22 protein-coding genes are annotated in these 25,253 nt (G+C 66.2%); 6 read left to right on the top strand and 16 right to left on the bottom strand.

Annotated features, from left to right (window positions below):
- Window positions 1-12 precede the first annotated feature (12 nt).
- The 6 genes from prmB to argA are packed head-to-tail and all read right to left on the bottom strand — an operon-like array spanning window position 13 to window position 6,662.
- A complete protein-coding gene (prmB, locus tag WDLP6_RS12925) occupies window positions 13-888 on the bottom strand; it encodes a 50S ribosomal protein L3 N(5)-glutamine methyltransferase (protein ID WP_162592653.1) in 876 nt (291 codons plus the stop codon).
- Complete coding sequence (dapE, locus tag WDLP6_RS12930; protein ID WP_162592654.1) at window positions 885-2,063, bottom strand: succinyl-diaminopimelate desuccinylase; 1,179 nt, start codon at window positions 2,061-2,063, stop codon at window positions 885-887. The genes prmB and dapE overlap by 4 nt, the downstream gene beginning before the upstream one ends.
- A 13-nt stretch (window positions 2,064-2,076) precedes the next feature.
- Window positions 2,077-3,225, bottom strand: a complete 1,149-nt coding sequence (locus WDLP6_RS12935; RefSeq protein WP_162592655.1) for a PilT/PilU family type 4a pilus ATPase — start codon at window positions 3,223-3,225, stop codon at window positions 2,077-2,079.
- A 29-nt stretch (window positions 3,226-3,254) separates the two neighbouring features.
- Window positions 3,255-4,079 carry a 2,3,4,5-tetrahydropyridine-2,6-dicarboxylate N-succinyltransferase gene (dapD, locus tag WDLP6_RS12940; RefSeq protein ID WP_162592656.1) on the bottom strand — a complete coding sequence of 275 codons (825 nt, stop codon included), beginning with the start codon at window positions 4,077-4,079 and terminating at the stop codon, window positions 3,255-3,257.
- Entirely contained in the window at window positions 4,076-5,287 is a 1,212-nt protein-coding gene (dapC, locus tag WDLP6_RS12945; RefSeq protein ID WP_162592657.1) for a succinyldiaminopimelate transaminase, read from the bottom strand. The genes dapD and dapC overlap by 4 nt, the downstream gene beginning before the upstream one ends.
- Window positions 5,288-5,315: 28 nt before the next feature.
- On the bottom strand, window positions 5,316-6,662 hold the full coding sequence (gene argA, locus WDLP6_RS12950) for an amino-acid N-acetyltransferase (protein WP_162567588.1): 1,347 nt from the start codon (window positions 6,660-6,662) through the stop codon (window positions 5,316-5,318).
- A 135-nt stretch (window positions 6,663-6,797) separates the two neighbouring features.
- On the opposite strand from argA, the gene hrpA reads away from it, so the two are divergent.
- Window positions 6,798-10,586, top strand: a complete 3,789-nt coding sequence (hrpA, locus tag WDLP6_RS12955) for an ATP-dependent RNA helicase HrpA (RefSeq protein WP_232077452.1) — start codon at window positions 6,798-6,800, stop codon at window positions 10,584-10,586.
- Window positions 10,587-10,710: 124 nt separating this feature from the next.
- A complete protein-coding gene (locus WDLP6_RS12960) occupies window positions 10,711-11,781 on the top strand; it encodes an acyltransferase family protein (RefSeq protein ID WP_162592659.1) in 1,071 nt (356 codons plus the stop codon).
- 84 nt (window positions 11,782-11,865) lie between these two features.
- On the opposite strand, the gene WDLP6_RS12965 is transcribed toward WDLP6_RS12960, so the two are convergent.
- The 6 genes from WDLP6_RS12965 to lptF all read right to left on the bottom strand — a co-directional run bounded on the left by WDLP6_RS12965 (window position 11,866) and on the right by lptF (window position 16,893).
- On the bottom strand, window positions 11,866-12,024 hold the full coding sequence (locus tag WDLP6_RS12965) for a DUF3309 family protein (RefSeq protein WP_162567591.1): 159 nt from the start codon (window positions 12,022-12,024) through the stop codon (window positions 11,866-11,868).
- Between the two features lie 110 nt (window positions 12,025-12,134).
- Window positions 12,135-13,301, bottom strand: coding sequence for a pyridoxal phosphate-dependent aminotransferase (locus WDLP6_RS12970; RefSeq protein ID WP_162592660.1), 1,167 nt, complete (start codon window positions 13,299-13,301; stop codon window positions 12,135-12,137).
- Entirely contained in the window at window positions 13,298-14,239 is a 942-nt protein-coding gene (locus WDLP6_RS12975) for a CysB family HTH-type transcriptional regulator (RefSeq protein ID WP_162592661.1), read from the bottom strand. Before WDLP6_RS12975 ends, WDLP6_RS12970 begins: the two co-directional genes overlap by 4 nt.
- Before the next feature lie 64 nt (window positions 14,240-14,303).
- Window positions 14,304-14,672, bottom strand: coding sequence for a sirohydrochlorin chelatase (locus WDLP6_RS12980; protein WP_162592662.1), 369 nt, complete (start codon window positions 14,670-14,672; stop codon window positions 14,304-14,306).
- A gap of 5 nt (window positions 14,673-14,677) precedes the next feature.
- On the bottom strand, window positions 14,678-15,787 hold the full coding sequence (gene lptG, locus WDLP6_RS12985) for an LPS export ABC transporter permease LptG (RefSeq protein WP_162592663.1): 1,110 nt from the start codon (window positions 15,785-15,787) through the stop codon (window positions 14,678-14,680).
- A complete protein-coding gene (lptF, locus tag WDLP6_RS12990) occupies window positions 15,784-16,893 on the bottom strand; it encodes an LPS export ABC transporter permease LptF (RefSeq protein WP_162592664.1) in 1,110 nt (369 codons plus the stop codon). Before lptF ends, lptG begins: the two co-directional genes overlap by 4 nt.
- A gap of 21 nt (window positions 16,894-16,914) precedes the next feature.
- Between lptF and WDLP6_RS12995 the strand changes: the two genes are divergently transcribed.
- From WDLP6_RS12995 to WDLP6_RS13010, 4 genes are all read left to right on the top strand, one after another.
- The gene (locus tag WDLP6_RS12995) at window positions 16,915-18,417 is read left to right on the top strand and encodes a leucyl aminopeptidase (protein WP_162592665.1); all 1,503 of its coding nucleotides are present in this window, start codon (window positions 16,915-16,917) and stop codon (window positions 18,415-18,417) included.
- Entirely contained in the window at window positions 18,414-18,854 is a 441-nt protein-coding gene (locus WDLP6_RS13000; protein WP_162567598.1) for a DNA polymerase III subunit chi, read from the top strand. Before WDLP6_RS12995 ends, WDLP6_RS13000 begins: the two co-directional genes overlap by 4 nt.
- Entirely contained in the window at window positions 18,854-19,276 is a 423-nt protein-coding gene (locus tag WDLP6_RS13005; protein WP_162592666.1) for a hypothetical protein, read from the top strand. The genes WDLP6_RS13000 and WDLP6_RS13005 overlap by 1 nt, the downstream gene beginning before the upstream one ends.
- Window positions 19,277-19,398: 122 nt before the next feature.
- Window positions 19,399-20,607: a branched-chain amino acid ABC transporter substrate-binding protein gene (locus tag WDLP6_RS13010; RefSeq protein WP_162592667.1), complete on the top strand. Its 1,209-nt coding sequence runs from the start codon at window positions 19,399-19,401 to the stop codon at window positions 20,605-20,607.
- Between the two features lie 44 nt (window positions 20,608-20,651).
- Here the strand turns inward: WDLP6_RS13010 and WDLP6_RS13015 are convergent, their stop codons facing one another.
- The 4 genes from WDLP6_RS13015 to WDLP6_RS13030 all read right to left on the bottom strand — a co-directional run bounded on the left by WDLP6_RS13015 (window position 20,652) and on the right by WDLP6_RS13030 (window position 25,225).
- Window positions 20,652-21,038, bottom strand: coding sequence for a response regulator (locus WDLP6_RS13015; protein ID WP_162592668.1), 387 nt, complete (start codon window positions 21,036-21,038; stop codon window positions 20,652-20,654).
- 107 nt (window positions 21,039-21,145) lie between these two features.
- Window positions 21,146-21,514, bottom strand: coding sequence for a hypothetical protein (locus tag WDLP6_RS13020; protein WP_162592669.1), 369 nt, complete (start codon window positions 21,512-21,514; stop codon window positions 21,146-21,148).
- 154 nt (window positions 21,515-21,668) lie between these two features.
- A complete protein-coding gene (locus WDLP6_RS13025; protein ID WP_232077049.1) occupies window positions 21,669-22,376 on the bottom strand; it encodes a class I SAM-dependent methyltransferase in 708 nt (235 codons plus the stop codon).
- Between the two features lie 38 nt (window positions 22,377-22,414).
- Window positions 22,415-25,225 carry a M16 family metallopeptidase gene (locus tag WDLP6_RS13030; RefSeq protein ID WP_162592670.1) on the bottom strand — a complete coding sequence of 937 codons (2,811 nt, stop codon included), beginning with the start codon at window positions 25,223-25,225 and terminating at the stop codon, window positions 22,415-22,417.
- Window positions 25,226-25,253 lie beyond the last annotated feature (28 nt).

Here is a 25,253-nt window from a genome sequence, read left to right on the forward strand (position 1 = left end):
CCGCGCGCCCGTTCAGCCGGCCAGGGTCGCCAGCGCGTCGCGGGTCAGCAGCAGCACCTGGTCTTCGCCGGCCGAGGTTTCGAGCCACACGGCCTCAAGCGCGGGGAACGCGGCCTCGAAGTGGGCGCGCTCATTGCCGATCTCCAGCACCAGCACCGCCGCCTGCGTCATGCATCGGGGTGCATCGTGCAACAGCTGGCGCACGAAGTCCATGCCGTCGGCACCGCCGGCCAGCGCCAGCGCGGGCTCGGCACGGTATTCGGCGGGCAGCGCGGCCATGCTTTGTGTATTGACGTAGGGCGGGTTGCAGAGGATCAGGTCGTAGGGACCGTGCACGCCGGCGAGCCCGTCGGACGCGAGCAGCGTGATGCGTGCATCGAGCTGATGGCGCGTCACGTTGATGGCCGCCACTTCGAGCGCCTCGGCCGACAGATCGGCGGCGTCGACCGCGATCTCCGGATAGGTCAGCGCCGCCAGCACCGCGAGGCTGCCGTTGCCGGTGCACAGGTCGAGCACGCGCCGCGTGTGCGCGCCGAGCCACGGATCGATGCTGCCGTCCGCCAGCAGCTCCGCGATGAAGCTGCGCGGCACGATGGCGCGCTCGTCGATGTAGAAGGGCACGCCCTGAAGCCACGCTTCCTTCGTGAGGTAGGCCGCCGGCTTGCGCGAAGCGATGCGGGCCGCGAACAGTTCGGCGACACGCGCCGCATCGGACGGCGAGACCGGGCGATCGGTCACCGCGTCGAGTTCGTGCAGCGGCAGCTGCAGCCGCCACAGCACCAGCCAGGCTGCTTCGTCGAACGCGTTGTCGGTGCCGTGGCCGAAGGCGACGCCGGCGTCGGTCAGCTGCGTTGCGCCGGCTTCGATCAGCTCGATCACGCTGCTCATGTCGGCAGCAGCGCTTCGAGCCGTTCCAGCGTGCGCCGGTAGATGTTCTTCAGCGGCTCGATCTCGGCGACTGCGATGTGTTCGTCGATCTTGTGGATGCTCGCGTTGACCGGGCCCATCTCGATCACCTGCCTGCAGATCCTGGCGATGAAACGCGCGTCGCTGGTGCCGCCGCTGGTCGACAGCTCGGTCTCGATGCCGGTCTCGTCGCGGATCGCCTGCTGCACCGCTTCGACCAGTTCGCCCGGCGTCGTGAGGAAGGGCAGGCCGCCGAGTGTCCATGAGAGCGTGTGGTCCAGCCCGTGGCTGTCGAGCACCGCCTGCACGCGCTGTTGCAGCGACTCGGGGGTCGATTCGGTCGAGAAGCGGAAATTGAAGTCGATCACCGCCGAGCCCGGAATCACGTTGCTGGCGCCGGTCCCCGCATGGATGTTGCTCACCTGCCAGCTGGTCGGCTGGAAGAACGCGTTGCCGGCATCCCAGCCGCCGGCCTCGTTGATGGCGACCAGTTCGGCCAGTGCCGGCGCCAATGCGTGCACAGGATTTTTCGCGAGGTGCGGATAGGCGATGTGGCCCTGCACGCCCTTCACGGTCAGCTTGCCGCTCAGCGTGCCGCGCCGGCCGTTCTTGATCATGTCGCCGCAGCGCTCGACCGAGGTCGGTTCGCCAACGATGCAGTAGTCGATGCGTTCACCGCGCGCAGCCAGCGTGTCGCAGACCACCACCGTGCCGTCGCGCGCGGGGCCTTCCTCGTCGCTGGTGAGCAGCAGGGCGAGCGTGAGGCGCGGCTCGGGCGTGGCGGCGAGGAACTCCTCGATCGCGACGACGAAGGCCGCCAGCGAGGTCTTCATGTCGCAGGCACCGCGGCCGTAGAGCCGGCCGTCGCGATGGGTGGGCGTGAACGGATGGCTGCGCCACTGCTCGATGGGGCCGGTGGGCACCACGTCGGTGTGGCCCGCGAAGGCCGCGGTCCGCGCCGACGTCGCGTCGGCGGAGCCCGGGCGCACGGCCCAGAGATTGGTCACGCGGAAGTCGGCCGGCCCGCCCTCGATGGTTTCGAGCCGGAAGCCGAGGGCCGCCAGGCGCTCGCCGAGGATCTGCTGACAGCCCGCATCCTCGGGCGTGACAGAAGGGCGGGAGATCAGTTGTTCGGCAAGCTGCAGCGTTCGCGACATCGGGGGTTCAGTTCTACAACCGGACGTCGAGCGTGATGTCCGTGAAGGTCGGCTCTTCGACCTGGTCGAGCAGGGCGCGGTCCTCGTTGCGCGCGGGCGGCGCCGTGCGGTTCTGCAGACGCCACATGAGGTTGGTCGGCGAGTCGGCCTGCGACAAGCCTTCCTCGCGCGTGACCACGTTGCCCACGACCAGGCGCGCGATGTCCTCCTCGAAGGTCTGCGAGCCTTCGGCCATCGACTGCTCCATGGCCTCCTTCACGGCCGAGAAGTCGCCCTGGCCGATCAGGTCGGCCACCAGGGCCGTGTTCAGCAGCACTTCGAGCGCCGGCACGCGCGTGTTCGCGGGCGTGCGCAGCAGGCGCTGCGCGACGATCGCACGCAGTGCGCCGCCGAGATCGCCCAACAGCGTGGCACGCACCTCGACCGGATAGAAGCTCAGGATGCGGTTCAGCGCGCGGTAGCTGTTGTTGGCATGCAGCGTGGCCACGCACAGATGGCCCGACTGCGCATAGGCGATCGCGGCCGTCATGGTCTCGCGGTCGCGGATCTCGCCGATCTGGATCACGTCGGGCGCCTGGCGCAGGGCGTTCTTGAGCGCGATCTGCAGCGACTGCGTGTCGCTGCCTACGTCGCGCTGGTTCACCATCGACTTCTTGTTGGTGAAGGTGAATTCGATCGGCTCTTCGACCGTCAGGATGTGGCCGGTGGCGTTCTCGTTGCGGTAGTCGAGCATCGACGCCAGCGTGGTGCTCTTGCCGGCGCCGGTGGAGCCCACCATCAGAATCAGGCCGCGCTTTTCCATGATGAGCGTCTTGAGGATCTCCGGCAGATTCAGCTCGTCGAAGGACGGAATGACCGATGCGATGTGCCGCACCACGACCGCGTAGCTGCCGCGCTGGCGCATGGCGCTGATGCGGAAATTGCCGGCGCCAGGCAGCGCGATCGCCATGTTCAGTTCGCCGCTGCGTTCGAGTTCGGCGATGCGGCTTTCGTGCACCACCTCGGCCAGCAGGTTGAGCGGCGCCTCGGGCGGCAGCACCTGCGCATTGATCGGCAGGCAGTTGCCATTGATCCGGATCAGCGCCGGCGAGTTGGCCGAAAGGTAGATGTCGGAGGCCTTGCGCTCGGCCATCAGGCGAAGAATTCGCTCCATCGTGTTCATCGGTCCACTCCTCGGCGTCAGGGTTGAGATCAGTCTCGCAGCAGGTCGTTCAGCGAGGTCTTGGCACGCGTTTGCGCATCCACGCGCTTCACGATGATCGCGGCGTAGAGGCTGTAGCGTCCATTGTCCTTGGGCAGCGTGCCGCTGATCACGACCGAGCCCGCGGGCACGCGGCCGTAGCTGACTTCGCCGGTCGCGCGGTCGTAGATCGGCGTGCTCTGGCCGATGTACACGCCCATCGACAGCACCGAGTTCTCTTCGACCACCACGCCTTCGACCACTTCGGAGCGCGCGCCGATGAAGCAGTTGTCCTCGATGATGGTCGGGCCGGCCTGCAGCGGCTCCAGCACGCCGCCGATGCCGACGCCGCCCGAGAGATGCACGTTGGCGCCGATCTGGGCGCAGGAGCCGACCGTGGCCCAGGTATCGACCATCGTGCCTTCACCGACGTAGGCGCCGATGTTGACGTAGGAAGGCATCAGGATCGCGCCCTTGGCGATGAAGCTGCCGCGGCGTGCCACGGCGGGCGGCACGATGCGCACGCCGGCTTCCTGGAGTTCGTTGGCCGACAGGTGCGAGAACTTGGTCTGCACCTTGTCGTAGAAGCCCAGCGCGCCGGCCTGGATCTGTTCATTGTCCTTGAGGCGGAACGACAGCAGCACGGCCTTCTTGATCCACTGGTGCACGGTCCACTGGCCCACGCTCTCGCGTGTGGCGACCCGCAGCTTGCCGTTGTTGAGTTTGACGATCACGTGCTCGACGGCATCGCGGATTTCCTTCGGCGCGCTGCTGGGGGAAATGCTGGCGCGGTCTTCCCACGCGGCGTCGATGATCTGCTGAAGTTGTTGGGTCATGAGAAAGCTCGGTTCTGGATGAAGTTCACGATGCGCTGCGCAGCCTCGGTGCATTCGGCGGTGTCCGCCACCAGCGCCATGCGGATGCGTCCGCGGCCTGGGTTGTGGCCGCCGACCTCGCGGGCGAGATAGCTGCCGGGCAGCACGGTCACATTGTAGTGAGCGTGGAGCGCGCGGGCGAAGGCCGGATCGTCGCCCTGCCATGAAGCCGGGATGCCGGCCCAGAGGTAGAAGCTGGCGTCGGGCAGCCGCACGTCGAGCACCGGTTCGAGCAGCGGCGTCACGGCGGCGAACTTGGCACGGTACTGCGCGCGGTTGTCGACCACGTGCGCCTCGTCGTTCCAGGCCGCGATGCTGGCCGCGGCGACCGCGCCGCTCATCGCGCTGCCGTGGTAGGTGCGGTACAGCAGGAAGGACTTGATGATGGCGGCATCGCCGGCCACGAAGCCGCTGCGCAGGCCCGGCACGTTGCTGCGCTTGGACAGCGAGGTGAGGGCGATCAGGTTGCGGAAGTCGTTGCGGCCCAGCTTGGCCGCGGCCTCGAGCCCGCCGAGCGGCGGCTCGTCGCGGAAATAGATCTCGCTGTAGCACTCGTCGGCGGCGATCACGAAGCCATGCCGGTCGGACAGCGCGAACAGCTTGCGCCATTCGTCGAGCGGCATCACGGCGCCGGTCGGGTTGCCGGGCGAGCAGACGAACACCAGCTGCGTGCGGCGCCACACATCCTCGGGCACGCTGTCCCAGTCGACGGCGAAGTTGCGCCCGGGCACGCTCGGCACGTAGTACGGCTCGGCGCCCGCGAGCAGGGCCGCGCCTTCGTAGATCTGATAGAAGGGATTGGGCGACAGCACCACCGGCGTCGGCGTCTTCGTCGCATCCACCACGGTCTGTGCCAGCGCGAACAGCGCCTCGCGCGAGCCGTTCACCGGCAGCACCTGCGTGGCCGGGTCGAGCTGCAGGTCGTAGCGCCGCTTCAGCCAACCGGTGAAGGCCTCGCGCAGCTTGAGTTCGCCGGCCGTGGCCGGGTACGCGGCCAGCGCGCCGAGGCTGGCACACAGCGTGTCCTTGATGAACTGCGGCGTCGCGTGCTTGGGCTCGCCGATGCCGAGGCTGATCGGCTTGAAATCGGCATTGGGCGTGACGCCCGCAAAGAGTTGTCGCAGCCGCTCGAAGGGGTAGGGCTGCAGTTTGGCGAGCAGGGGGTTCATGGCCTGGATTGTCGTGTGTGCGTCAGGGCTACAGCCGCTTGACCAGCACCTGGCTCTTGCGGTCCCAGTTGTACTTGCGCTTGCGCGCTTCGGGCAGCCAGTCGGGGTTGACCTGCTGGAAGCCGCGCTTCAGGAACCAGTGCATGGTGCGCGTGGTCAGCACGAAGATGCTTTCGATGCCCAGCGCCCTGGCGCGCTGTTCGATGCGCTTGAGGATGCGCTCGCCGTCGCCCTGCGACTGCGATTGCGGCGACACGGTCAGCGCCGCCATCTCGGCGGTCTTCGCCTCGGGATAGGGGTAGAGCGCGGCGCAGCCGAAGATCACGCCGTCGTGCTCGATCACCGTGTACTGGCCGATGTCGCGTTCGATCTCGGTGCGGCTGCGCTTGACCAGCGTGCCGTCGCGCTCGAAGGGCTCGATCAGCTGGAGGATGCCGCCGATGTCGTCGGCCGTGGCCTCGCGCAGCGATTCGAGCTTCTCGTCGATCACCATCGTGCCGATGCCGTCGTGCACGTAGACCTCCAGCAGCAGCGAGCCGTCGACGGAGAAGGGCAGGATGTGGTTGCGCTCCACGCCCGCCTCGCAGGCCTTGACGCAGTGCTGCAGATAGAACGCGGTGTCGGTCGGCCGCTGCGCCGGCGCGAGCGAGGCCAGCAGCTTCTTCGCGGTGTCGAGCGGCAACTCGGTGTCGATCGGGTTGTCCTCGCCGACGGGCCGGCTGGTGTCGAGGGGGATGCCGGGGATCTCGGTCAGGAAGATCAGCTTGTCGGCCTGGATCGAGATCGCCACGCTGGTCGCGACCTCTTCCATCGTGAGGTTGAAGGCCTCGCCGGTGGGCGAGAAGCCGAAGGGCGACATCAGCACCATGGCGCCGAAATCCAGCCCGCGGCGGATGCCCACGGCATCGACCTTGCGCACCAGGCCCGAATGCTGGAAGTCGACGCCGTCGACCACGCCCACGGGCCGCGCCGTGATGAAGTTGCCCGAGATCATGCGCACGGTGGAGCCGGCCATCGGCGTGTTCGGCAGGCCCTGGCTGAATGCGGCCTCGATCTCGTAGCGCAGCTGGCCTGCGGCCTCCTGCGCGCAATCGAGCGCGACCTCGTCGGTGATGCGCATGCCGTGCGAGTAGCGCGCCGCATGGCCCTTGGCGCGCAGCTGCTCGTTGACCTGCGGGCGAAAGCCGTGCACCAGCACCACCTTGACGCCCATGCTCTGGATCAGCGCCAGATCCTGCGCGATGTTCGGAAGCTTGCCCGCCGCGATGGCTTCGCCCGCGATCGCAACCACGAAGGTCTTGCCGCGGTGCATGTGGATGTAGGGCGCCACCGAGCGGAACCAGGGGACGAAGGTGAAGTTGAAAACGGTGGACATGGGGAGGGTGGGAGCGGCGGAAAGGCCGGCGCAAGATAATCGGCGATTTTCCCCGAACTGCCCGCCTTGTCTTCGTCTCCTCTTCGAATCGAGTTTCCCGAGTCCTTGCCGGTGTCGGCCCGGCGCGACGAAATCATGGCCGCGATCGCCGCGAACCAGGTCGTGATCGTCTGCGGCGAGACCGGTTCGGGCAAGACCACGCAGCTGCCCAAGATCGCGCTGGCGCTCGGGCGCGGCAAGCTCAACGCGCCGGCTGGCAAGGGGCGGCTCATCGGCCACACGCAGCCGCGGCGCATCGCGGCGTCCTCTGTCGCCAAGCGCATCGCGGAGGAACTGAAGACGCCGCTGGGCGAAGTGGTCGGGTTCAAGGTGCGCTTCCAGGACCGGCTGTCGCGCGACGCTTCCGTCAAGCTGATGACCGACGGCATCCTGCTGGCCGAGACGCAGACCGATCCGCTGCTCAAGGCCTACGACACGCTGATCATCGACGAGGCGCACGAGCGCTCGCTCAACATCGACTTCCTGCTCGGCTACCTGCGCGAGATATTGCCGCGACGGCCCGATCTGAAGGTGATCGTGACCTCGGCCACGATCGATGCCGATCGCTTCGCGCAGCACTTTGCTTCTGCCAAGGGACCGGCGCCGACGATCATGGTGTCGGGGCGCATGTTTCCGGTCGAGCAGCGCTATCGGCCCTTCGAGGAGTCGCGCGACCATGACCTGAACGACGCCATCGCCGAGGGCGTCGATGAGCTCTGGCGCGATCCGCACCACGCGGGCGACATCCTGGTCTTTCTCCCCGGCGAGCGCGAAATCCGCGAGGCCGCCGATCATCTTCGGCGGCACCTGAGCCACCAGCCGCTGATGCGCAGCGCCGAGGTGCTGCCGCTGTTCGCGCGCCTGTCGCAGGCCGAGCAGGACCGCATCTTCGACGGCCACACCGGCCGCCGCATCGTGCTGGCCACCAACGTCGCCGAAACTTCGCTCACCGTGCCGGGCATCCGCTACGTGATCGACACCGGCACCGCGCGCGTCAAGCGCTACAGCTTCCGCAGCAAGGTCGAGCAGCTGCTGGTCGAGCCGATCAGCCAGGCCGCGGCCAACCAGCGGGCCGGACGCTGCGGCCGGGTGGCGGACGGGATCTGCATCCGGCTCTACGACGAGAAGGATTTCGAAGGCCGGCCGCGCTTCACCGACCCCGAGATCCTGCGCTCCTCGCTCGCGGGCGTGATCCTGCGCATGAAGTCGCTGCACCTGGGCGACGTGGAGCGCTTTCCTTTTCTCGAAGCACCGCAGCGGCGCGCGATCGCCGACGGCTACCAGTTGCTGAACGAACTGGGCGCGGTGGACGATGCGAATGAACTCACGCCGACCGGCGGCGAGCTGGCGCGGCTGCCGCTCGATCCGCGCGTCGGCCGCATGATCCTCGAAGCGCGCACGCGCGGCGCGCTCGAGGAAGTGCTGGTGATCGCCAGCGCGCTCAGCGTGCAGGACGTGCGCGACCGGCCGATGGAAGCGCAACAGCAGGCCGACCAGGCGCATTCGCAGTTCGACGACGAGAAGAGCGAGTTCAGCGGCTACCTGCGATTATGGAAATGGATCCACGATGCGCGCGGCGGCCATGGCGACAGCCACAAGCTCAGCAACCGCCAGTACGAGCAGTTGCTGCGCCAGAACTTCATCAACATCCGCCGCGTGCGCGAATGGCGCGACATCCACTCGCAATTGTTGACCGTCGTCACCGAGCACAAGTGGCGCATCAACGCCGAGCCGGCGGGCTACGAACCATTGCATCTGTCGATGCTGGCCGGTCTGCTCGGCAATATCGGCTGGAAGCCCGAGGACGACGAGGCCTACCTCGGCGCGCGCGGCATCAAGTTCTATCGCCATCCCGGCGCGCATCTGAAGAAGAAGCCGGGGCGCTGGATCGTCGCGGCCGAACTGGTCGAGACCACGCGGCTCTTCGGCCGCGGCATCGCCAACATCGAGCCGCAATGGCTGGAGCAGGTCGGCGGCCATCTGCTGAAGAAGCAGCTGCTCGATCCGCACTGGGAAAAGAAGAGCGCCCAGGTCACGGCGCTGGAACGCGCCACGCTCTACGGGCTGGTGGTGTACAGCGGACGGCGCGTCGACTTCACCAAGGTCGATCCGGTCGCGGCGCGAGACATCTTCATTCGCGAAGCGCTGGTCGGCGGGCAGTGGGAAAGCAGGCTGCCGTTTCTAGCCGCCAACCGCAAGCTGGTGCGCGAGGTCGAGGGGCTCGAACACAAGTCGCGCCGGCAGGACGTGCTGGTCGACGACGAGCTGATCTATGCGTTCTACGATGCCCAGCTGCCGGCCGACGCGGCCAGTGGCGTCATGTTCGAGAACTGGTACCGGCGCTTGTCGAAGGAACAGCCGCGGCTGTTGTATCTCACACGCGACGAGTTGATGCGGCATCAGGCGGCCGGCATCACGACGCAGTCCTTCCCGGCGACCGTGCGCCTCGGCGGCGTCGATTGCGCGGCAAGTTACCTGCACGAGCCCGGCGATGCGCGCGACGGCCTCACCGTCACGGTGCCGCTCTTCGTGCTGAACCAGGTCAGCGAGGAGCGTTGCGAGTGGCTGGTCACCGGCATGCTGAAGGACAAGATCCAGGCGCTGCAAAAGAGCCTGCCGCAGAAGCCGCGCGCGCGGCTGGTGCCGTTGCCTGAATCCGCGGCGCGCTACGCCGAACAGCTCTCGGCGCCCGAGGTCTTCGGTGCCGGCGCGTTGACCGATGCCGTGCTCAAGCGCGTGCGCGACGAGACCAGCCTCGACGTGAAGCGCGCCGACTTCAAGCTCGACATGCTGCCGCCGCATCTCTTCATGAACCTGCGCGTGGTCGACGAGCATGGCCGGCAACTCGGCATGGGGCGCAATCTGGGCGCGCTGAAGGCGGAGCTCGGCGCGCAGGCGCGCGGCGCGTTCCAGGCACTGGCCGTCCTGAATGTCAGGGCTTCGGTGCCGCCCGCAGGCGCCGGAGGGCCGGAAAGATCGGTCGCCGATGCCGGCGTTGCCCGGTCCGCGGAACCGGCCGCAGCCGCGCCGCCCGCGGGACAGCGCTATACCGCTTGGACCTTCGGCGAGCTGCCTGAACTCATGGAAGTCCGGCGCGGCGCGCAATCGCTGATCGGCTTTCCGGCGCTGATCGACGGCGGCGACGCGGTCACGATCGAAGTCTTCGACGAGCCGGCCGTCGCGGCAGCGAAGCATCGCGCGGGCCTGCGGCGGCTCTTCGCGCTGCAGCTCAGGGACGCGCTGAAATACCTCGAGAAGAACATCCCCGACCTGCAGAAGATGGCGGTGCTCTACATGCCGCTCGGCACGCTCGAGGACCTGCGCGCGCAGATCATCGATGTCGCGCTGGAGCGTGCGTTCCTGCAGGATCCCTTGCCGGCCGACGAGACCGCATTCAAGCGCCGCGTCGAGGAAGGCCGCGGCCGCCTCACGCTGATTGCCAACGAGGTCGCGCGGCTGGCCGGCGTGATCCTCGTCGAGTACGGCACGGCGCTGCGCAAGATCAGGGATTCGAAGGCCGCGCCCGATACCGCGGCGGATGCGTCGCAGCAGCTGCAGCGCCTGATCGGCCGAGACTTCATCATCGGAACGCCGTGGCCGCAGCTGCAGCACTTCGCGCGCTACCTCAAGGCCATCACGTTGCGCCTGGACAAGCTGCGCGCCGATCCCGCGCGCGATACGCAGCGGATGGCCGAGCTGCGGCCGCAGGAGCAGCGCTACTGGCGCCTGGTGGCCGAGCGCAAGGGCAAGGTCGACGAGCGCATGAGCGAACTGCGATGGCTGCTGGAGGAGTTGAGGGTCAGCCTGTTCGCCCAGGAGCTGCGCACGCCGCAGCCGGTGAGCGTCAAGCGGCTGGACAAGCTCTGGGCACTGCTATCGATGTAAATATGCCGTTTGGGCGAGAAAATATTCGCATACAAAAGTATGCATTGCGTTACGATTGGGATCCAGCCCGCCTCGCCGTGTGGGGTCGATGAAATTTGGCCCCCCATCAGCCTAGGAACACGTGATGCAACTGCCGCAGTTCGAGAAATGGAGCCTATTGGCCGCGCTCAGGTTTCTGCTCGCCTCCATCGTTGCCTTCGACCACCTGCGCGAATACGTTCCCATCGGCGCCTGGAGCCTGATCCCGAAGCTCGGTGCCTTCGAAGCGGTGCTGGGCTTTCTGCTGATCAGTGGCTACTCCATCGGTGCTTCCTTCATCAAGGTGCCGGACGGATTTCTGATTCGCCGGGTCAAGCGCATCTACCCGGTCTACCTGGCGAGCATCGTCCTTGCGTACATCGTGTTCGTGATGGAGCACGGATCGCATCCCCCCGTGCTGGCGCTGCTGGCCAACGTGCTGTTCCTCAATCAGATCGTCACCGCGACCTCCTTCGTCGGGCCTGCATGGAGCCTCGCGCTCGAGTTCTGGCTCTACAGCCTCACGCCCCTGTTCTTCACGCTGAAGGACTCGACCTTGCGAAAGCTCGTGTTCGTGTCATTCGGCTGCTACGTGGCGTACACCTGCGGACGCACCTTGTTCCATCTGGACTACTATGCCGGCCTCGGATACGGCGCCAATTTGTTGCTGCTGGCGTTCATCTGGCTGGCCGGGCTGCGGCTGGCGAGGAATTTGCAGAACCCAGTGCCGGTCCTGAAAGACATCGCACTTATCTTCACGGTGCATATCCTGCTCGCGGCGGCCATTCAGTTCGGCTGGCGCTGGAAGCACGGCGGGGTGCCCGATTTCTTCACGCACGACATCGTCGACAACCTTCTGCAAGCCTGCACCCTCGCCCTGGTGCTCTGGGCCTTCGTGCGCCTGGCGCGCAGGCCGATCCAGAACGCGCGCGCATCCGCAGTCCTGCGTTTGCTGGGTGATATTTCCTATCCGCTCTACCTGGTTCACATGTCGGTCTACTTCCTGCTCAAGCAGACGGGTCTGCGCTCGCCGATTCTTTTCTATGTCTCGGCGGTCGCGGTGTCGTTCGTCATCTATTGGGTGCTGGACTTCTATTCGCAGCGCCGCCATCTGCGGCCTGCCGCGACTGCAGGAGGCGGCCGTCTGGCGACCGGCGTGCCGCGCGGCGAGAGCTGAGCGGGCATCATCGAACCGAGCAGGTAAAGAAAAACCCGCCGAAGCGGGTCTTTCTGCAGGGGTATCGAACGACGCCTGGGGGCTCTATATGCGGCCCATCACGAGCAACACGATCACGATGACCAGCACCAGACCGAGGCCGCCGCTCGGACCATAACCCCAGCTGCGGCTGTAGCCCCAGCTCGGCAGCGCGCCGACCAGAAGCAGGATCACGATGATCAGCAGGATCAACGACAGGGACATGGAGTTCTCCTAGGGCGGAATGTTTGGAAGAGCCGATGCTCGACGCCTTCCTTCGGCACCCTCGACGGAAGGCGCGCCTTCCCGCGGTCAGGACTCTTCTACCGCGGATGTCAGAGCCGTGCCAGTCGGTCGATGGCCGCCTGCAGCGTTTCGTCCTTCTTGGCAAAGCAGAAGCGAACCACGCGCTGGTCGAATCCATCGCCGTAGAAGGCCGACAGCGGGATGGCCGCGACGCCGATCTCGCTCGTCAGCCACTGACAGAAGTCGGCTTCGCCCAGGTCGCTGACTTCGCTGATGTCGACGCACTGGAAGTAGGTTCCCGCGCTGGGCAGCAGCTTCAGCCGCGTGCTGGCGAGGCCGGCCGCGAACAGATCGCGCTTGTGCTGGTAGAAGGCCGGGAGTTCGAGGTACGGCGCCGGATCGGCCATGTAGCTCGCCAGCGCATGCTGCATCGGCGTGTTGACCGTGAACACGTTGAACTGGTGCACCTTGCGGAATTCCGCCGACAGCGGCGCCGGCGCGGCCACGTAGCCGACTTTCCAGCCCGTCACGTGATAGGTCTTGCCGAAGCTGCTCACGATGAAGCTGCGTGCGGCCAGGTCCGGGAACCGGCTCGCGCTTTCGTGGCGGGCGCCGGCATAGACCATGTGCTCGTACACCTCGTCGCAGATCACCAGCACATCGGTGGGTGCGAGCAGCGACTCGAGCGCGCGCATCTCGGCTTCGGTCCACACCGTGGCGCTCGGGTTGTGCGGCGTGTTGACGATGATCGCGCGCGTGCGCGGCGTGAGGGCGGCCGCGATCTTGTCGAAGTCCGGACGGAAGGTGCCCGGCGTCAGCGGCACGCGCACCACTCTGCCGCCGGCCAGTTCGATGTTGGGCACGTAGCTGTCGTAGCAGGGTTCCAGCACGATCACTTCGTCGCCCGGCCGCACCACGGCCAGGATGGCGGTGATGATCGCCTGCGTGGCGCCGGCGGTGATGGTGATCTCGGTCTGCGGGTCGTAGCCGTGGCCGTAGAGGGTCTCGATCTTCGAGGCGATCGCCTGGCGCAGCGCCGGGATGCCGGGCATCGGCGGGTACTGGTTGTGGCCGGCCGCCATCGCGCGCGTGACGGCTTCGAGCAGCCTCGGATCGCAATCGAAATCCGGGAAACCCTGGCCGAGATTCACCGCATTCTTCTCGGCGGCCAGTGCCGACATCACGGTGAAGATGGTGGTGCCGACCGCAGGCAGCTTGGTCGTGACGGCGGGCGTGCGGGCAAGGGCGGAGCTCACAGTTCGTAGTCCTGGTTGTGACCGGCCAAGGCCTTGGCGATCAGGTTGCGGTCGAGCCGGTCCGACAGCAACTCGGCGAATTTGAAGACGAAGTTGCGCAGGTAGGCGCTGCGCTTGAACGCGACACGCGCGATGTTGACGCCGAACACGTGGCCCATCGGACGCACGACGAGATCGGCATTGGAGTCGTCGCGCACTGCCATCTCGGCCACGATGCCGACGCCGAGGCCGAGCCGCACATAGGTCTTGATCACGTCGGAATCGATGGCTTCGAGCGCGATGCGCGGCGTGAGCTTCTTCTGTGCGAACGCATGGTCGATGCGCGTGCGGCCGGTGAAAGACGGGTGGTAGGTGATGATCGGCTCGTTCGCCAGGTCGTCGAGCGAGATGCGTTCCTTGTCCGCCAGCGCATGGGTCTTGGGCAGCACCAGCACGTGCTGCCACTCGTAGCACGGCATGGTCACGAGCTCGGCGTAGTCGGCCAGCGATTCGGTGGCGATGCCGATCTCCGCGATCTCGTCGATCACCATGCGCGCGACCTGATCGGGCGAGCCTTGGTGCAGGCTCACGTTGACTTTCGGATAGGCCTCGCGCAGCCTGGCCACCGGCACCGGCAGCACGTAGCGCGCCTGCGTGTGCGTGGTGGCGATCGACAGGGTGCCGCTGTCCTGCGCGCTGAACTGCTCGCCGATGCGCTTGAGGTTGCCGACCTCGCGCATGATGAGTTCGATGCTCGCGAGCACGTGCTGGCCCGGTTCGGTCACGCGTTTGAGGCGCTTGCCGTGGCGCGCGAAGATCTCGACACCCAGTTCCTCCTCGAGCTCGATGATGGCCTTGGACACGCCAGGCTGCGAGGTGTGCAGCGCCTTGGCCGCCTCGGTCAGATTGAGGTTGCGCCGCACCGCTTCCTGCACAAACTTGAACTGGTGAAGATTCATAACAAATTCCGTCTTAATTCGGTTTTTATTATGCCTTCGGAGTCTATGTCGGATCGGCGTCCGGTCATCGGCCCAATGCCTTCAACGCCAGCAGTTCGATCACGTCCGGCTCCTCGCCGACGGCCCTGGCCAGCGAGAACGCCACATTGGGATAAAGGCGGCGCATCTCGTCGACCAGATGCGGCAGGTCTTCGCGCGCGTGCCTTCCCATGCCGAGAAAAAGCGGCACGATGCGAATGGCGGTGGCGCCGCCGGCAATCAGGCCGGCCGTGACTTCGCGCAGATCGGGAGCGACCAGCTCGAGGTAGGCGCAGGCCACGCGGACGGACGGGTCCAGCGCCTGAACGCGTCGGGCCACGGCCTCCACCGGCAGGCGCCAGCGCTCGTCGCGCGAACCGTGCGCGAACAGCACGATGCCGGCGATTGCAGCCATCGTCGCTAGCGCCTCAATACCAGCCAGGTGAATGCGGCCAGCGACATCACCGAATAGATCATTCCCGGCGCCGCCGCCGTGAACCACGGCACCCAGTTGCCCAGGTTGCCCAGGTACCCGAACACGTTGTTCAGCAGGAAGAAACTGATGCCGATCATCACGCCGCCGAACACGTAGGTCGCCAGGCCCGCCTGGCGGAAGTGCAGGTAGGCGAAGGGCAGGGCGAGCACGACCATCACGAGGCACGACAGCGGATAGAACACCTTGCGCCAGAACTCGATCTCGTAGCGCTGCGCCGTCTGGCCGTTGGCATCGAGGTGGCGGATGTATTCGAACAGGTCGAGCGTGCGCATGCGGTCCGGGCGCAGCAGGGCGACCGACACCATTTCGCTGGACAGGGAGCTCGGCCAGACGAGGGTCGGCAACGTGCTCGTGACGACACGCGCCTTGTCACCGGTTCCGCTCGTTTCGTACTGCTGGCGCTCGACGCCGAAGAGCCGCCATTGGCCGTTCTCGATGCGCGCGAGCGAAGCCGAGGTCTGTGCGACGAGAAAGCCCTTGGCATCGAATTCGAAGATGCGCGAGTCCTTGAGGGTGCCGTCGCGGCCCATCGAGATCACGTTGACCGCATAGGACTTGTCGCCTTGCTTCTCCTTCAGCCAGGCGCCGGTATTGCCGGCCAGCGCATAGACGTTCTGATAGCGCGATTTGAGCAGCTGGGCCGTGCGATCCGAAATCGGCGAGACATAGTCGCCCACGGCGAAGGTCAGCACCACGAAGCCGAGACCCAGCAGCAGAAGCGCCCGCAACGCCCGCCAGGGTCCGAGGCCGCTGGTACGCAGGATCGTGTATTCGGAACTCTGGGCGAACCTCGCCATCACGAAGATGGTGCCGATCAGCACCGTGATCGGCAGCAGCTCGTACAGGTGGCTGGGGATCAGCAGGGTGACGTAGATCAGCGCCTGGCCGGCCCCGTAGCCCAGGCTCGTGGGCTTGCCGATCGATTGCAGCTCGTCGACGAAATCGAAGAAGAAGAACAGGCTCAGGAAGCCGAGCGTGACGAAGGCCACCGCCTTGATCACCTCGACGTAGATCAGTCGACGGATGGTTTTCACGCGTGGGATTCGTTCGCGGGTGACCTGCCGGCGCGACGTGGCAGCAGGCTCCAGTTGTAGTGTCGCTTGGCAAGCCAGGCCAGGCCGATCAGCAGGGTCCCGCCATGCAGCGCAAGCAGGAAGCCGCCCATGCCGTAACGGCCGGTCGACACCCAGCTCTGGCCGAGGTTGATCATGTTGTAGTAGATGACGAACGCAAACAGTGCGAAAAGCAGGTTGCCGCTGCGCCCGACCCTGGGATTCACGCTGGACAGCGCGAGTGCCAGCAGCACGAAATTGGCCCCCGCCAGCACCATGCCGAAGCGCCATGCCAGCTCGCCGAGGTTCATCAGGGTCGGCTTCCGCAGCAGCGAGAGCGTGGTGAGCGAGCGGGCCGGCTCGGCGTCGCCCGAATTGCCCGAGTCGCCGCCGGTCCTGGCACCGTAGGTCTGGAATTCGCTGATCTTCAGCTCCGTGCTGGACAACGGCCGCTCGACGCGCTGGCCGTTGCTCAGCAGCAGGTAGCGCGCATCGCCGATGGTCTCGACATGGCCGCTGCGGGCCGAGGTGGTGATCTGCAGGTTGCGCTCGACCGAGGAGATGAAGACGTTCGATGCCGTGGCGCCATCGGGCGTGTCCTTGTCGATGAAGAACACGCGGTTGCGTCCGGCCGACTCGCGGAATTCGCCCGGCGCCACGCGCTCGATGTCGCTGCGGTGCTCGTACTGATCGCGCATGCCCTGGGTCTGCGAATTGGCCCACGGCCAGCCGATCAGCGCGAACATCGCGATCAGCACCAGCACCGGCCATGCGAAGCGGAACACCGGTTCGACGAAATCGGCCAGGCCGCGCCCGCTGGAGAACCAGATCACCATTTCGCTGTCGCTGTACATGCGCGACAGCGTGCCGACGATGGCGATGAACAGGCTGAGGCTGAGGATGGTGGGCATGTAGCCGAGCACCGTGTAGGTCATCACCAGGAAGACCTCGGAGGGATTGACGCTGCCCTTGGACGCCAGGCCCAGCGTGCGGATCAGCATCATCGTCATGACGATGGTGACCAGCACCACGAGCGTGGCGCCGAAGCTGCGCGACAGCTCCTTGCGTAGAGAGGAATGGAATAACATCGTCGAGGGAAAAAAAGGATTATGGACTTTCAACTCAAGACCCTCTCCATCGCTCAGGCCGCGGCCGAGAAAACCGACGCGCTGATCGTCCTCGTGGCGTCCCAGGCCGGCACCTCCAAGGATGCGCTCTCGGCGTTGATCGCCGAAGCCCGCAAGGCCGGCGACCTGCCCGACAAGGCTGGCAAACTGCTTTCGCTCTACCGCCCGCCAGGGATCGCTGCGCCGCGCGTGCTGCTGGTCTCGGCGGGCGACGGCAAGCCCACGTCGGTGCGAAGCGCGGTGACGGCGGCCGTCAACGCAGCCAAGGCCGCCAACCCCAAGCGCCTCGCGATCGTGTTCGCCGGCGCCGTGGACGCTGCCTGTCTGCGCAGCGCCGTGGTGGCGGCGGCCGATGCGAGCTATGTCTACACCACGACCAAGTCGAAGGCCGAGCCCCGCACGATCCGGCAGTTGGTCTTCGGCGTGGCCGATTCGGCCGCGCAGCGCGGCGCCTTCGACCAGGCCGCTGCCACGGTGGCAGGTGTCGAGCTGGCCAAGGAATGGGGCAATCGTCCGGCCAACTACTGCACGCCTTCGCTGTTGGCCGATGCCGCCGGCAAGCTGGCCGCGCTGCCGCGCGTGAAGTGCGAGGTGCTGGGCCCGAAGGAGGTCGCGAAGCTCGGCATGGGCGCTTTCGCTGGCGTGGCCCAGGGGTCCGCCGAGCCGCTGCGCTTCATCGTGCTGCGCTACCAGGGCGCGCCCAAGGACCAGGCCCCCGTGGTGCTGGTCGGCAAGGGCATCACCTTCGACACCGGCGGCGTCTCGCTCAAGCCGGCGGCCGAGATGGACGAGATGAAGTTCGACATGTGCGGCGCAGCCAGCGTGCTGGGCGTGTTCCGCGCGCTCGGCGACATCCAGCCCGCGATCAACGTGATCGGCCTGATCCCGAGCTGCGAGAACATGAACGACGGCCGCGCGCTCAAGCCGGGCGACGTGGTGACGAGCATGAGCGGGCAGACCATCGAGGTGCTCAACACCGACGCCGAAGGCCGCCTGATCCTGTGCGACGCGCTCAACTACGCCAAGCGCTTCGAGCCGGCCGCGGTGATCGACATCGCGACGCTGACCGGTGCCTGCGTGATCGCACTGGGCGGTGTGCGCAGCGGTCTTTTCGCGACCGACGAAGCGCTGGCGAGCGCGTTGCAGGCCGCGGGCGAGGAGTCGCTGGACCGCTGCTGGCGCATGCCGCTCGACGAAGACTATGCGGAGGGCCTCAAGAGCAACTTCGCCGACGTGGCCAACATCGCCGGCCGCGCAGGCGGTGCGATCACCGCGGCCAAGTTCCTGCAACGCTTCACCACCGACTTCCCCTGGGCGCATCTCGACATCGCGGGCGTGGCGTGGAAGAGCGGGCAGGCCAAGGGATCGACCGGTCGGCCGGTCGGACTGCTGCTGGCCTACCTGCTGGGCCGGGCTTCCTCGGACAACGCGAAGACTGCGTCGCCCAAGGCGCGCAAGGCTCGCAAGACTGCGTCGGCGAAGTGACCGAGATCGACTTCCACTTCAACATGCCGGACAAGCTGGGCTATGCCTGCCGGCTATTGCGCAAGGCGGTCGGCGGCCGCAATGCGCGCGTGGTGGTGGTCGCCGACGGCGCGACGCTGGATGCGCTCGACCAGATGCTGTGGACCTTCTCGCCGCCGGAATTCATCGCCCATTGCCGCAGCACCGCCGAGCCGCAGACCGTGTCGCGCTCGCCGGTCGTTCTGGCGGACAGCGCCGATGCGCCATCGCCCCACCGCCAGGTGCTGCTGAATCTCGGCGCCGAACTGCCCGCAGGCTTCGAGCGCTTCGAACGCTTGATCGACACGGTCAGCGGCGACGACGACGCCGATCGCTCCGCAGCCCGCAAGCGCTGGCGGCACTACGCGGATCGCGGCTATGCGATCCAGCGCCACGACTTTGCAGGAAGCTCCAGCTGATGGCCGGCACGCAGCGCACACCGCCTCGCTTCGTTCCCACCTTGACGACGGTCCTCGAACTGCCGCCGGAGGCCGCGCCTGTCGCCGAGGCGACCTTGCCTGCGGATGTGCCGCCGCCAGCGGTGAGCGAGCCGTCGCGCACCATCGCGCTGGACCCGCAGGCGCAGCGGTCCGAAGCCGAGATCTTCCGGCTCGAGGAGCAGTTGCTGCATCGCGTGCTGCAGCGCGTCGACCTGTCCCTGGAGGAGCATCTGAGCGACGCGGTGTCAGCTGCCGTTCAGCAGCAACTCGATGCCCTGATCCCCAGATTGCGCAATGAAATCGAGACGGTTTTGCGTGCGTTGGTGAGTGAAGCGCTGGCCCACGAGCTTTCGGACAACACAGGGTCTACGCCAGCGCTGCGCGCGCAAACCTTGGGCTAAACTGCGCGCCGGGTCGAAAGCGCGAGGGCGCTGTGCATCCTCGGCGCGGTACTTGCTCGGTGGCTGTGCCCGGATCGAAAGACCGGTTTTCAACTCTATTCATCAATGTTCTGGAGGTTCCCATGCAATTGAAATGGACTGCGGTCGCACTGGCTGCTGCTATCACCCTCGCGGCCTGCGGCAAGAAGGAAGAAGCTGCTGCGCCCGCGGCGGCTCCCGCACCCACTGCAGCGGCACCTGCGGCTGCGCCTCCCGCCGATGCACTGGTCGTCAAGATCGGACACGTCGCGCCGACCAGCGGCCCCATCGCCCACCTCGGCAAGGACAATGAATTGGGCGCACGCATGGCCATCGAGGATCTGAATGCCGCGAATGTCAAGATCGGCGACAAGGTTGCCAAGTTCGAGCTGGTGGCCGAAGACGATGCAGGCGATCCCAAGCAAGGCACCGCGGTTGCCCAGAAGCTGGTCGACAGCAAGGTCAACGGCGTCGTGGGTCACCTGAACTCTGGTACCACGATCCCGGCTTCCAAGATCTACAGCGATGCCGGCATTCCGCAGATCTCGCCCTCGGCGACCAACCCCAAGTACACACGCCAGGGCTTCAAGACGGCCTTCCGCGTGGTGGCTGACGACACGCAGCTCGGCGGCACGCTGGGCAAGTACGCGGTCGAAACGCTCAAGGGCAAAAACATCGCCGTGATCGACGACCGCACCGCCTACGGCCAGGGCGTCGCTGAAGAATTCGAGAAGGCCGCCAAGGCTGCCGGCGGCACCATCGTCGGCCATGAATTCACGACCGACAAGTCGACCGACTTCAACGCCATCCTGACCAAGCTCAAGGGCGCCAAGCCCGACGTGCTGTTCTTCGGCGGCATGGACGCCGTCGGCGGCCCGATGCTCAAGCAGGTCAAGCAGCTCGGCATGGACGTGAAGTTCATGGGCGGCGACGGCCTGTGCACGGCCGAGCTGGCCAAGCTGGCCGGCGACGCGATCGGCGAAGACAAGGTCGTCTGCGCCGAAGCCGGTGGTGTCGAAGGCGACTTCAAGGCACCGCTGGAGGCCTGGAAGGCGAAGTTCAAGGAAAAGAACGGCGTCGAGGTCCAGATCTATGCACCGTATGTCTACGACGCTGTGGAGGTGCTGGCTGCCGCGATGGTGAAGGCCGGCTCGGCCGATCCCGAGAAGTACCTGCCTGAAGTCGGCAAGATCCAATACAAGGGCCTGACCGGTCCGATCGCATTCGACGAAAAGGGCGACATCAAGAACGGTGCGCTGACGCTCTACACCTACAAGGGTGGCCAGCGCGTGCAGATCGCCGTCGTGCGCTGAGCGCATCGCGCCAAAAGACAAGGGGCCTTCGGGCCCCTTTTTCGTTAGGTGCTGCCGGTCGGCGCAGCGTCGCTGTTGCAATAGTCGAAGAAGGCTTCGAGATCCCTCGACTTGTCGAACACGGCGTCGGCGCCCAGTGCCTTGCAGCGCGAACGAATGTCGGCATTGACGTAGTTGCTGAGCACCACCGCGCGCTGTTGCGGTGCGCGCCTGGCACAGCTTCTGAGCACGCCCAGGCCGGAGCCTTCCTTGAGGAAGAGGTCCACAATCAGGAGTTGCCATTCGTCGGCATGGGCGGCGAGCCACTCGATGGTGGCGGCCTCCGTTTCAGCGCAACCGACGACTTGCACGCCGGCCAGATCTTCCAGTGCGGGGATCAGGTTTTCTCGGATGGTCCTGTTGTCTTCGACAAGGAACGTGAAGAGGGCCATGCGTCTGGATGCCTACGAAACTAGCTGCTCAACTTAATCTTTGTGTCCGGGCAGTGCCCAGGAGCCGGCAGCGCGCTATCGCGTAGGAGAAAGCAGACGGCCGTGCGTCAGCCCTCGGTCGATGCGCCGCGGGACGATCGGGCTTTGGTATTCAGCTTGTCGATCATGGCCTGGTTTTCGTCGCGCTCGGCCGTGACCTCGACGCGCCGCTCGATTTCCTGGGTCAGCGCGGCATTGACCTCGGCCAGCGTTTCCGCCGATTGCGCCAGCTTCTTTTCGAGTTGCCCGGCATGTTCGATGGCCTGGGCCACCTCGCCCACCTGGATGTCGTCGGGCAGCTCCTGCTCCAGCACGGTATTGATGACCGCGAGGTTGTCGGATGCGCGCTGCACATCGGCTGCGACCGCTTCCGTCTTGTCGAGGGTTTGATCGAGCGATGCCGGCGCTCGATCGCGAGATGTGTGAGGTCGGGCCATCCAGGCTCCTGGAAAGATTGAAGAACGACAGGGGGAGGATGGTAAGCCCGGCTGACCTCACTGCGATGGCCCCGCATGAAAAGTCCCTGCGAGAGTCTCCGGCAGCTTCCGGCTCTGGCCGGGGCAGGCGGCCGAAGGCGATCGCCGAGGTTTTTCAATCCTTGAGCGCTGCGAAGGCAATCGCTGCAGGATACGCAACCGCATGGATTGAGAGTTTCGTGAATCCAGCCTGCATGACATAGGTCCACGCATCCGCACCGAACTCGGTCTGGACCGCATAGTCGTCGACGGCCGTGGCCGGGCTGCCGTGAAAACTCTTCGACAGGCCGCTGCGATCGCGGCTCATGCGGCCCACGATGACCGGCACCGTGAAGCACAGCGCGCCGCCGCGTTTCAGAACGCGCCGACATTCGGCGAGCGCGTGAACCGGATGGGGAACATGTTCCAGCGTGTCCGAGTGCACCACGACGTCGAAGGTTTCGTTGGCGAATGGAATCGAGTGCATGTCGACCTCTGGATAGGCGCCGAATGCGTAACCGCCAAACGCGCGGAGGACCGGGCTCAGGTTGCCGGCCTCGTTCAGTTCCAGCAGGCGCAGCGCCTGGGCCGCCGCCACTTGGGTCGCTTGGCGCAAGGTGCCGCCGAAGCCGAGGTAGGACAGCAGGGCATCGGACAACGAGATGGAGCGCAGGTTCGAGCCGCATCCGTTGCACGTCTCTCCCTGTTGGCGGTCGATGTAGGCAGCTTCGATATCGGAGAGCTGCCACTCATTGATCAGGGCCGGCCAAAGCACTGGGTGCGCGGTGAAAGACTGCCCGCCACAGACACTGCATCGCATGGGGTTCTCGTGGATCTTTTGCAAGGCTGAGAGCGTACTGCATGCAGGGTCAAACGAACGCGCTAGTTGCTGCCGGCGCCCTCGCGCTCCCGCGGGAAAGTGCCGGCAGTGATCTCCACCATGCGCTCCACCCGGAGATACTTCCTGAGCGCGGCATTCACTGTGTCGGCGTCGAGCTTGTCATAGGCTGCGTTGAGTTGCGCATAGCGTGTCATATCGCGGCCATAGCGCAGGTTGTTCGCGAGGATCCCAGCCAGATTCGCCGGTTGCGCCAGCGCATTGGCCCGCGCGCTCAGGATCGCACGCCGTGCGAAGCTCACCTCGATGCCGCTGAAGCCGTGAGCCGAACGCCTCGAGATTTCGTCGCGAACAACAACCTGCAGCTTCTCGCGATTCTGCGGCGCAAAGCTCGCGGAGAGGCTGATCGACGCTGCACGGCCCTCGGGCTGCAGACTGCTGTGTGCTGGCACGAACAAGGAAGAGCTGACGCCGTAGCTCAAGCCTTCTTCTTCACGAACCCGCTTCCAAAGCGCCGTCCCTGGCCGTCCGCCGAGCATTTGAATGCCGGCATAGAGCGCTGGAAAGTCCGCATCGTCGGAGTCCATGGCCAAGGGGATGCGCGCCACGTAGGCGGCATTGGCCTTGTCCGGCACCTGCAGCGGTGGCAAGGGCGGGATGCGATCGAGGTCCGTCGGCCATTCGAAGAACCAGGGCCGGCGCGGCTCGGGCGCTTCCCATTCGCCGAATTCCCTTTGCCACTGCGCAGCCAACTCGTCAGGCTGCACCGGGCCGACGAGTGCCAGCTCGCCATGGGCGGCGCTCGCGAAACGTACCCAGAAGCTGCGCAACTGGGCAGCGGTGATGCCTCGTGCGAGCGCTTCGGATTGCTCCTGCGTGCGCGCGGTGCGCGGGTCTCCGATGGCGTAGCGGCCCGCGTCGCGGCCGGCCTGGTCCCTCGCGGGTGCGGCAAAGACGAGCTGCAAGGCATTGTCGGCCACCACGGCCGGGTCGGACCGGACGTTCTGCATGATGGCGAGCATGGCCTTGTGCCGGCGTTCGAAGGGGATTTCGCCGAAGCTGGGCTCGTGCAGAAGTTCGGACAGCAAGGCATCGAATTCACGCATGTTGCCGGCCGGCAGTTCGAAGTTGGCCGTGAGTCCCCCCGCACCCGAGGCAATACTCAGACGGGCGTCGAGCGCCAGCAGGGCCTTGGCAATATCGTCTTCGCTGCGTTGGCGAGTTCCCTGCATCAGCATCGGGCCGACCATGCCGGCCAGCACGGCCTGGCCGTTCATGGTTTCGGCCGTGCCCCAATGCAGCCGCAGCGTGCCGCTGACGCGATCGCCTTTGGTGGGGCGCGGCAAGATCGCCAGGCGCAGTCCGGGTTCGCCCTTCACGGTCAGGCGCCGGTAAACGGTATGCGCTTCGATGTTCTCGGGTGTCAGTTCGAAGTCGACCGCAGTGGCCACCACGGCCTTGCCCTTGTAGTCGGCCAGTTCCGCGGCCACGTCCACCGGCGGCGGCAGCGGGGCCCGCAGCGGCAGCGCCTTCGCGGGCAGGTAGCTGCCGAGTGTGCGGTTCGAAGCCAGGAAGTAGTTGGCCGCCACGCGCCGCACATCGGCCGGCGTCACGCCTTCGATCCAGTCGCGCATCGCGAACCACAGGCGCCAATCGCCGCACGCAATCGACTCGCTCAGGCCGAGACTCAGAGCTTCGGGATCGCGCTGGGCATCGTTGATGTACTTCAGCGCCAGGGTGCGCGCCTGTTGAACCTGCGCGTCGGCGACTTGCAGCGTTTCCATCGTGCGCACGAGCGCCTGGGCGGCCTGCGCCGCGCCGGCTTCGTCCGCGTTGTCGGCCAGCGTGAGGCCGGCCATGAGATATCCCGGCTCGCGCGCGTTGAGCGTGTAGGCCCATTGCGCGACGCCGGTACCGCGCCGCGTCAGCGCTTCGCCGAGCGGCCCGTTGTCCAGCTTCAGCATTTGCGCCAGCACGGCCACGGCCGCGAACTCGCGTGAGGTGGCCGGCATCACGTGGTACATCACGGCCACGCTGGTGCTGCCGCCTGCGCGGCGCACGGTGACGCTGCGCTCGCCGTCCTGCGCCGGCTCGACGGTGTAGGCCGGCTCGATCGGTGTCGCGGGCCGGGCGATGGGCCCGAAAGCCTTCTCGACCTTGGCCAGCACCGCTGCGGTATCGAAGCTTCCGCCCACCACCAGCACCGCGTTGTCGGGACGGTAGTTGCGCACGTAGAAGGCTCGCAACCGTTCGATGGAGATGTTTTCGACATCGGAGCGCGCGCCCAGTGTGTGATGGCCGTAGCCGTGCCAGTCGTAGGCCGCCGAGACCATGCGCGAGCCGAGCACGACAGCGGGCACGTTCTCCGCGCGTTCGAGTTCGTTGCGCACGACCGTCATCTCGCTGTCGAGATCGCTCTTCTGGATCTTCGCTTGCGTCATCGCCTCGGCGAGCCAGCCGATCATCCAGTCGAGCGTCTCGGGGTCGGTGTTGAAGCTGGCGAAGTAGTTGGTGCGGTCCACCCGGGTGGTGCCATTCCAGCGCGCGCCGCGGCGCGTCATCTCGAGCTTGGGGTCGGCGACGGTGGCGCTGGCCTTGAACAGCATGTGTTCGAGCAGGTGCGCAGCCCCCGTTTCGCCATAGCCTTCATGGCCGCTGCCCACGCGGTAGGTCAGGTTGACCGTGGTCGTCGGCTTGGATGCATCCGACACCAGCAGCAGGCTGAAGCCGTTGGGCAGCGCGTATTCGGTGATGCCTTCGAGCTGCCTGACTTCCTTGATCGTCTGTGCGACCGTGATCTGTGCCACCACCATGAGCGCCAGCACGGCGCCCAGCATTCTTGCCAGTTTGGACATGTGTTCTCCTCCCGGCGCGCAATTTACA

The sequence above is a fragment of the Variovorax sp. PBL-E5 genome (assembly GCF_901827185.1).
GTDB lineage: Bacteria > Pseudomonadota > Gammaproteobacteria > Burkholderiales > Burkholderiaceae_C > Variovorax.